This window comes from Sphingomonas sp. CCH10-B3, from assembly GCF_001556185.1.
Lineage (GTDB): Bacteria > Pseudomonadota > Alphaproteobacteria > Sphingomonadales > Sphingomonadaceae > Sphingomonas > Sphingomonas aquatica.
In genome coordinates, this window is the sequence record NZ_LSIJ01000042.1 from 1 (window position 1) to 8,434 (window position 8,434).

Genomic DNA, 8,434 nt, shown 5'->3' on the forward strand with positions numbered 1-8,434 from the left:
AGAGTGAATCACGCCTCCATCGCCGTCGCAAGCACGCGTTTTTCAACAGTCTCGAACGGTTTTGACACCATTCCTTGAGTAGCCAAGTCAGCTAATCGCTTAGTGACCTAGCCGTAATGGATAAGTTGAGTCACTGCTGTTTTCTGCTTTCGTTCTCCACGATACTGAATCATAGAATTGTTATGCCAATCGCGCGTGAACATCGCTGGCTCTACCCGATTGACTGGCGTGAACTATCTGCCTTCATCCGGTTTGGCCGCGCCAAAGGACGCTGCGAACATTGTCAGCGCCCGCATGGTCGTCATGTGCTGCATCTGGGCGATGGTGTTTGGTGGGATGAGGACATAAGCAGGTGGCGCAACGGGCAGGGCAGGTGCGTTCGCCGCCTGCCGCCGCCCGACGCCCTCTTATGCGCGCAACCTGGCTTCGTCGGCATTGATCCACCTTCACAAGTGCGGATCACGCGCGTGGTTCTTGCTAGCGCGCATCTGAACCATGATCCGAGCGATAACCGACCACGCAACCTCGCTGCACTCTGCCAGCGGTGCCACATGCGCCACGACGCCAGCGAGCATCGCCGACGTCGGTGGATCAACGCCTTCCGTATGCGTGCGATCGGCGATCTATTTGCCTGATCCGAAATCTCCTGCTGACCGCCTGGGAGCTAATCAAAGATCACTCAGTCGGTGAATCGAACGCTGTCAGGATTGGGCACGGCCCTGCCGATCCCGAGCCGCACTCGCTGGCAAGCCGACGCAGCGAAGCACGCGCCTGTTCAAGCTCGGCGATCTTCGCATCCAGCGCCGCCATCTGCTCATGGGCGAGCTGGCGCGCACGCGCGCGATCGTCGGTCGCATCCAGCGCCAGAAGCTCACCGATCTGCTCGAGCGTGAAACCGGCTGCCTGCGCCGAGCGGATGAAGCGAAGGCGGCGGGCGTCATCGGTGCCGTAGCGCCGGATGCCGCCTCCGGCGCCAGCCCCGGTCGGCCGGTCTGGCTCGTCCAGCAAACCGCGACGCTGATAGTAGCGCACCGTTTCGACGCCGACGCCGCCCTCGCGCGCGAGCGCCGCGATCGTCATGCCGGTCATGCCTTGACTCCGTACTATGGTACGGACCCTATATAGGCGGGGCGAGGATATTGGAGAAGCGGCATGGCGAGCGCCCCCGCCAAACAGGCGACGATCTACCGGATGGTGATGCCGGAACATACCTGCCCTTTCGGGCTGAAGGCGAAGGATCTTCTGCGCCGGGAAGGCTATGCGGTCGATGACCATTGGCTGATGACGCGGGAAGAAACCGACGCTTTCAAGGCGAAGCACGGCGTCAAGACGACCCCGCAGATCTTTATCGCCGGGGAGCGGGTCGGCGGCTATGACGATCTGCGCCGCTTCTTCGGCAAGATGGTCCGCGACCCCAAGGCCGTCACCTATCGCCCGGTGATTGCCGTGTTCGCGATGACGGCGCTGATGGCGCTCGCCGCCAGCTATGCGGTACTCGGCACGCCCTTCACGGTGCGGGCGGGTGAATGGTTCATCGCGTTCTCGATGTGCGCTCTGGCGATGCTCAAGCTCCAGAACGTCGAGAGCTTCTCGAGCATGTTCCTCAACTACGATCTGCTCGCGAAGCGCTGGGTGCCCTATTCCTATGTCTATCCCTACGCGGAAGGAGCGGCGGGCGTCCTGATGGCAGCCGGCGCGTTGACCTGGCTGTCGGTGCCCGTCGCGCTCGTTATCGGTACGATCGGCGCGGTGTCGGTGTTCAAGGCCGTCTACATCGACAAGCGTGAGCTGAAATGCGCGTGCGTGGGCGGGGACAGCAACGTGCCGCTCGGCTTCATCTCGCTCACCGAAAACCTGATGATGGTCGCGATGGCGCTGTGGATGATCGCTGCGCCGCCCGTGCTGGCGATGGCGCACTGACGCGAAGGTCGGCACGCGTCGTCAATGCGGGCTGATCGCCGTAACTTCTGCCGTCATACCCTTCGCCTTGGCGGTGAATGCGACCCGCTGCCCCGACCGCAGTCCCTTGAGCAGGGTCGGGGGGGATGCCCGGAAGGTCATCGTCATTGCGGGCCAGCCGATCGTCGGGATCGGGCCGTGCTTGATGGTTACGGTTCCACCTTTCGCGTCGACGGCAGTGATCGTCCCCGATCCGCTGCCGGATTTTACAGCCGATGCAGCCGGCCTGCTGCCTTGAGCAAGAGCGCTCGCTGCGATCGGCGTGACTAGTAGCATGAATGCGGCGCGCATGGAGAAAGTGGCTTTCATCAGATCTTCCTTTCGGGGCGGGTTGAAGCTCGCCGCCGCAAGAGCAAGTAGGCGGCTGGCAGGATGAACATGGAGAGGAAAGGGGCGGTCAGCATTCCACCGATCATCGGCGCGGCGATCCGGCTCATCACCTCCGATCCGGCGCCATGCCCGATCAGCACGGGGAACAGCCCGGCGACGATGACAGCGACGGTCATCGCCTTGGGACGTACCCGCAACAGCGCGCCCTCCCTGATCGCTTCCGATACTTGCTCGCCCGACGGTGACGGCCCGCGCTCGGCCAATGCGTGTTTCAGGTAGATCAGCATGACGACGCCGAACTCCGCCGACACGCCGGCGAGCGCGATGAACCCGACACCTGTGGCGACCGATTGCGCATAGCCGAGCAGCCATAATGTCCAGATGCCGCCGGTCAGCGCGAAGGGCAGTGTGCCCATGATAAGCGCCGCCTCGTCGAGGCGACCGAAGGTAAGGTAGAGGAGAAGGAAGATGATCGCGAGTGTCGCCGGCACGACGAGCATCAACCGAGCCTCGGCACGCTGCAGATACTCGAATTGTCCGGAATAGGCGATCGAGACGCCGGGGCTGAGCCGAACATCTTTGCCAACAGCACGGCGCAGATCGGCGACCGTGGAGGCCAGGTCGCGCCCGCGCACGTCGACATAGACCCATGTCGAGAGTCGACCATTTTCCGTCTTGAGCATCGGTGGACCTTCCGCGATCGACACGGATGCGACGGTGCCGAGTGTGATCTGCTGACCCGATGCGGTGACGATTGGGAGAGTTCGCAGTCCCTCCAGACTGTCACGCAGCTCGCGGGGGTAGCGGACGCTGATCGGGTAGCGGGCAAGGCCCTCCACCGTCTGGCCGATCGTCTCGCCGCCGATCGCGCCGGACACAATCTCCTGCACATCGGCGATGTTGAGACCGTAGCGCCCCGCGGTCACCCGATCGATATCGACATCGACATAGCGGCCTCCGGTCAACCGTTCTGCCAATGCCGAGCTGACGCCCGGCACGGTCCTGGCGACACGTTCGATGCTGCCGGCGATGCGGTCCAGCTCGGAGAGGTTGGACCCCGACACTTTCACCCCGATGGGACTCTTGATGCCGGTCGCGAGCATATCGATCCGATTGCGGATCGGAGGCACCCATACGTTCGTGAGGCCGGGCACGCGCACTGTGCGGTCCAGCTCCTCCACCAGCTTTGCCGGCGTCATCCCCGCGCGCCATTGATCGCGCGGCTTGAATTGGATGGTCGTCTCGAACATCTCGAGCGGTGCCGGGTCGGTCGCGGTCTCGGCGCGTCCGGCTTTGCCGAACACGGTTTTGACCTCGGGAACGGTTTTTATCAGCCGGTCTGTGCGCTGGAGCAGGGCCGAGGCGCTCGCGGCCGAAAGGCCGGGAAGCGCGGACGGCATGTAGAGCAGATCGCCCTCATCCATCGTCGGGATGAACTCGCCACCCAATCGGGTCAGCGGCCATGCCGTCGTCGCCAGTACCAGGGCGGCGATGCCGATCGCCGCCCAAGGCCGCGCCAACACGCGGTCGAGCGCCGGGCGATAGGCACGGGTGAGCACGCGGTTGATAATGTTGTCGTTCTCGGCCGGAATGCGTCCCCGGATCAGCCATCCCATCAGGACCGGCACGAGCGTTACCGACAGGATCGCCGCTGCCGCCATCGCATAGCTCTTGGTGAAGGCGAGCGGGGCGAACAGCCGTCCCTCCTGCGCTTCGAGCGTGAACACCGGCACGAACGACAGCGTGACGATGACGAGGCTGAAGAACAGCGCCGGCCCGACCTCGGCCGCGGCCTCGGTGATGACGCGCCAGCGTTCCTCGCCCGCCAGCGCCACGCCCGGATGGTCGTGTTCCCATCGCTCGATCCGCTTGTGCGCGTTCTCGATCATCACGATCGCGGCATCGACCATCGCGCCGATCGCGATGGCGATACCGCCCAAAGACATGATGTTGGCGTTCACCCCCTGCACACGCATGACGAGCAAGGCCGCGAGCACCCCCAGAGGCAAGGTGACGATCGCGACCAGCGCAGACCGGACATGCCACAGAAACAACCCGCAGATGATCGCGACGACGACGAACTCCTCGATCAGCTTGCCCGTCAAATTCTCCACCGCGCGGTCGATCAATTGCGAGCGGTCATAGGTGGTGACGATCTCGACGCCGGGGGGAAGGCTCGCTTTCAGTTCCGCGAGCTTGGCCTTGACGGCTTCGATCGTCTGCCGTGCATTCTTGCCCTGACGCAGGATGACGACTCCGCCCGCGACCTCGCCTTCGCCGTTCAGCTCGGCGATGCCGCGGCGCATCTCGGGGCCGATCTGGATCGACGCGACGTCGCCCAAGGTAACGGGGACGCCGGCACCGGCGACCTTGAGCGGGATCGCGCGGAAATCGTCGACGGTGCGCAAGTAACCTGACGCGCGCACCATATATTCGGCTTCGCCCAGCTCGAGGACGGACCCGCCGGCCTCCTGATTGGCGCGGCGAATGGCATCGACGGCCTGAGTGTGCGTGACACCGAATGCGGCGAGCCGCGTCGGGTCGAGCAGCACCTGATATTGCTTCACCATTCCGCCGATGCTCGCCACCTCCGCAACGCCGGGCAGCGTTTTCAGTTCATAACGTAGGAACCAGTCCTGCAAGGATCGGAGCTGCGACAGGTCACGGCGGCCGGTGCGGTCCAACAGCGTGTATTCATAGACCCAGCCGACCCCCGTCGCATCAGGACCCAGCGCGGCCTGCGCGCCTTGGGGAAGCCGTCCCTGCACCTGGCTCAGATACTCCAGCACGCGTGAGCGCGCCCAATAGAGGTCGGTCCCATCCTCGAAGAGGACATAGACGTAGCTGTCGCCGAAGAACGAATAGCCGCGCACGGTTTTCGCGCCAGGCACGGACAGCATCGTCGTGGTGAGCGGATACGTCACCTGGTTCTCGACGATCTGCGGGGCTTGGCCCGGCCAGCTCGTGCGGATGATGACCTGCGTGTCGGACAGGTCGGGGAGCGCATCGACGGGGGTGGCACGCATTGCGAACACCCCGGCCATGGCGAGCGCGATGGCCGCCAGGACGACGAGGAAGCGGTTCGCGACCGACCAGCGGATGATCGCGGCAATCATCGCCCAGCCTCGCGCGTCATGCGGCGCAGCGTTGGACCATCGGCGGGTTGATCAAAGCCGAACCGCACCCGCTCACCCTTGCGATACCCACGCACCAACGCGGGATCGGCGACGCGGAACGTCATTGTCATGGCCGGCCAGCCGATCGCCGGAACGGGCTGATGGGACAGGGTGACGGAACTGCGATCGATCGCCTCGATGCTGCCGACCGTCTCGTAGATCGACGCGGTGGGTTTCACGGCCGGCTTTGTTGCGGGTGACGCTTCGACACCAATCGGACGCGCATCGAGGCCAGCGAGGCTCGCTTCGGAGTCGATCAGGAACTGGCCCGACGCGACAACCTTCTCACCCTCGGTCAGGCCGGCGACTATCTCGGTTTTGCCGCCGCCTTCTGCGCCAGTGCGAACCTCGGCGGGTCGAAAGCGTCCACCCGGCCCTGCCAACATGACGAGTGTGCGCCGGCCGGTCCGGATCACGGCCTCACTCGGAACAAGGAGTGCATCGCGGCTCCCCTGGTCGAGCGCCACGCTGGCGAACATACCGGGGCGCAACCGGCCGGCACGGTTGGGGAGCTCGACGCGGATTGTGAGCGTGCGGCTCGCTGCCTCGGCCTGGGGCAGGATCGCAGCGATGCGGCCCCTGAAGCTTTCGCCCGGGAAAGCCGCCAGCGTGGCGATGACGGGCGTGCCGATCCGCAGGTTTCCTGCGAGGGCCTCAGGGACAGCCGCGTTCAGCCACACGGTGGCGAGGCCGTTCACCTCCGCCAGTGTCTGTCCTTGCGCGACCGTCATCCCCTGTCGGACGCCGAGCGTCTTGATGACGCCCCCCACGGGCGTGCTGATCGTCGTCACACCTTGCGGTCGGCCGCGCCACTCCGCCGATGCAATCGATCCGGCGGGCATCCCGAGAAGCAACAGGCGCTCTCGTGCCGCCCGCGTGAGCCCGGCATCCCCGGTGCGGCGCACGGCGAGATACTCCGCCTGCGCGCCCGCCCATTCGGGCACAAGGATATCGGCGAGCGGGGCGCCTGCCGGCACGACATCGCCTGGCGCGCGCGCATAGACGCGCTGAACGAAGCCGCCGCTGCGTGCCTGCACGACCGCAACGTTGCGGTCATTGAACTCGATGCTGCCGGTTGCCGAGGCCGAGTTTGACAACGATCCGCGTTCGACCGTGACGATCCGCGCGCCGAGCCGCTGGAGGCTGGCCGGATCGATCGCTACGCCCGGTGCGGCGCTACCGCCTGCGCCCTCGTCGGCATAGCGGGGGATCAGTTTCATCCTCATCGACGAGAGACCCGGGCCGTCGTGCCGCTCCCCCGGGATCATCGGATCATACCAGTAGAGGATCTTCTTCTGCGGGGCTGGGGATGCCGTTTGATCGGCAGCCGAGGACGTGCCAAGTTTCGCGAGCCCGAAGCCCACGCCCCCTGCGACCAGCACCAGCGCGCTTACCGCGGTGACAAGGCGGGCGCGGGTAATGGTAGTGTCGCTCATCGATCGGCGCTCCCGAAGGTAATGGTGAGGCGGACAGAGTCTGCGGCGACGAGCGCCTCACGGTCGAGCACGGTCAGCTCGGCGTCGGCGAGCGCGGTCTTGGCTTCGATGGCATCCGCAAGACTCGCGCGACCGGCAGAGTAGCTCGCTATCTCCAGATCGGCTCGCTTCCGAGCGAGCGGAAGGAGCACGTCGCGCGCGCGCTGCCATTGGCTGTGATGCATTTGGTGGTCCGCCAGCGCGGCCTCCAGATCGGCTGCCAATGTGCGCCGGGTTTCTTCGCGCGCGGCCTCGGCCTGCGCCTGTGCGGATTTGCGGGCTTCGATGCGCGGGTTCTGACGCGATCGAGCGAACAGCGGCAGGCTCATCGAAACTCCCGCCGACACCATGTCGCCATACCGGGGGTCACGGCGTTGATAAGCTACCTCTACCCCCCAATCGGGTCGCTTCTCCGCTCGCGCCGCATCCACGTCGGCCTGGGCGCGCTGAATACCGGCCTCGGCGAGAACCATGTCGGAGTGAAGGCTGAGCGCGTCCCGCAGCCGCGCCGGAGCCAGATCGATCGCGGGCATATCGCCGGCAATCTCGGGCGCCGATACGCCGGTCCAGCGAGCCAGCATCGCGCGGGCGCGCGCAACGGCGGCCATCAACTCGTCGCGGCGGTCGTCGAGTGCCGCGATCTCCTGATCGGTCGTCAGTGTCTGACCAGGGCGGACCGAACCGGTCGTCACGGCGGCCCGCGCAGCGGAAGGGAGAGATCGAAGGAATAGCAGAACGGTGTCGAGGGCAGCTAGTCGACGCTCGGCATAAGCAAGGTCGATCCATGCCTGCCCCGCTCCCAATCGCACCTCCCGGAGCTTGGTCGCTTGCGATGCTTCTGCCGTTGCGATCACGGCGCGTGCCTGCGCTTGCGCGGCATGACGCTTGGCAAGGTTGGGTAGGTCCTGTTGGAAACCGACACGCCCCATCGTCATGTCGTCTCTGGATAGGGAGAAGGCGGGTGGCCCAGAGACAGGATAATTCTCGATTCCGATCGACACACGGGGGTCCGGAAGGCTTCCCGCCGCACGTGCATCGGCTTGGGCGGCGCTGACCCCCGCGCGACCGGCAACCGCTCCCGGGGCGTTGGCAACCGCATCGCGCAGCGCTTGGTCATAGGTAAGTGTCTGCGCGTGCGCGGCGCTCGTCGTGAGCGCGGCGACCGCGAGCATCATGGATGCGCGCATCCCTCTAGTCCCTTCATGTCATAATGATGGCCGGGCTCCAAATGGTTGATCGGAGCCCGGCACCTGTTCAGGCTCGCCAGCTTAAGTTGACTGGCCGCCCTTCATTGACATGCAGGCGTCGCGACCGCGTTCCATCATCGGGCACACGCAGGCGCTCGACTGGGGAACGTCCGTAACCCATACGCGACGTGGGGCTTGAAGCGGCGCCCGCGGGCCCGGCTGGTAATTGGAACGCCACTCCCAATGACCATTGAGACTGTTGAAAAACGCGTGCTTGCGACGGCGATGGAGGCGTGATTCACTCTTG

7 protein-coding genes are annotated in these 8,434 nt (G+C 65.2%); 2 read left to right on the forward strand and 5 right to left on the reverse strand.

Annotated features, from left to right (window positions below; all coding sequences use genetic code 11):
- The first annotated feature begins 182 nt into the window (after window positions 1-182).
- Window positions 183-635, forward strand: a complete 453-nt coding sequence (locus tag AX672_RS18220; RefSeq protein WP_043060763.1) for a hypothetical protein — start codon at window positions 183-185, stop codon at window positions 633-635.
- Window positions 636-675: 40 nt separating this feature from the next.
- Here AX672_RS18220 and AX672_RS07820 read toward each other — a convergent pair whose 3' ends face one another.
- Entirely contained in the window at window positions 676-1,080 is a 405-nt protein-coding gene (locus tag AX672_RS07820; RefSeq protein ID WP_101750172.1) for a MerR family DNA-binding protein, read from the reverse strand.
- Between the two features lie 72 nt (window positions 1,081-1,152).
- Here AX672_RS07820 and AX672_RS07825 point away from each other — a divergent pair, with 72 nt between their 5' ends.
- Window positions 1,153-1,920: a glutaredoxin family protein gene (locus tag AX672_RS07825; protein ID WP_017980773.1), complete on the forward strand. Its 768-nt coding sequence runs from the start codon at window positions 1,153-1,155 to the stop codon at window positions 1,918-1,920.
- Between the two features lie 21 nt (window positions 1,921-1,941).
- Here AX672_RS07825 and AX672_RS07830 read toward each other — a convergent pair whose 3' ends face one another.
- From AX672_RS07830 to AX672_RS07845, 4 genes are read right to left on the reverse strand one after another with little or no spacing between them, the layout of a single operon-like run.
- Window positions 1,942-2,268, reverse strand: a complete 327-nt coding sequence (locus AX672_RS07830; protein ID WP_017980774.1) for a copper-binding protein — start codon at window positions 2,266-2,268, stop codon at window positions 1,942-1,944.
- Entirely contained in the window at window positions 2,268-5,405 is a 3,138-nt protein-coding gene (locus AX672_RS07835) for an efflux RND transporter permease subunit (protein ID WP_066650599.1), read from the reverse strand. Before AX672_RS07835 ends, AX672_RS07830 begins: the two co-directional genes overlap by 1 nt.
- On the reverse strand, window positions 5,402-6,901 hold the full coding sequence (locus AX672_RS07840) for an efflux RND transporter periplasmic adaptor subunit (RefSeq protein WP_043060764.1): 1,500 nt from the start codon (window positions 6,899-6,901) through the stop codon (window positions 5,402-5,404). The genes AX672_RS07835 and AX672_RS07840 overlap by 4 nt, the downstream gene beginning before the upstream one ends.
- Entirely contained in the window at window positions 6,898-8,127 is a 1,230-nt protein-coding gene (locus tag AX672_RS07845; protein ID WP_017980777.1) for a TolC family protein, read from the reverse strand. Before AX672_RS07845 ends, AX672_RS07840 begins: the two co-directional genes overlap by 4 nt.
- Between the last annotated feature and the right edge of the window lie 307 nt (window positions 8,128-8,434).

What these genes read in the sequence shown, in the direction of transcription:
- AX672_RS07845 (WP_017980777.1), bottom strand. Translation starts at nt 8,127, where the DNA reads ATGCGCGCATCCATGATGCTCGCGGTCGCCGCGCTCACGACGAGCGCC.
- AX672_RS18220 (WP_043060763.1), top strand. Translation starts at nt 183, where the DNA reads ATGCCAATCGCGCGTGAACATCGCTGGCTCTACCCGATTGACTGGCGT.
- AX672_RS07830 (WP_017980774.1), bottom strand. Translation starts at nt 2,268, where the DNA reads ATGAAAGCCACTTTCTCCATGCGCGCCGCATTCATGCTACTAGTCACG.
- AX672_RS07820 (WP_101750172.1), bottom strand. Translation starts at nt 1,080, where the DNA reads ATGACGATCGCGGCGCTCGCGCGCGAGGGCGGCGTCGGCGTCGAAACG.
- AX672_RS07840 (WP_043060764.1), bottom strand. Translation starts at nt 6,901, where the DNA reads ATGAGCGACACTACCATTACCCGCGCCCGCCTTGTCACCGCGGTAAGC.
- AX672_RS07825 (WP_017980773.1), top strand. Translation starts at nt 1,153, where the DNA reads ATGGCGAGCGCCCCCGCCAAACAGGCGACGATCTACCGGATGGTGATG.
- AX672_RS07835 (WP_066650599.1), bottom strand. Translation starts at nt 5,405, where the DNA reads ATGATTGCCGCGATCATCCGCTGGTCGGTCGCGAACCGCTTCCTCGTC.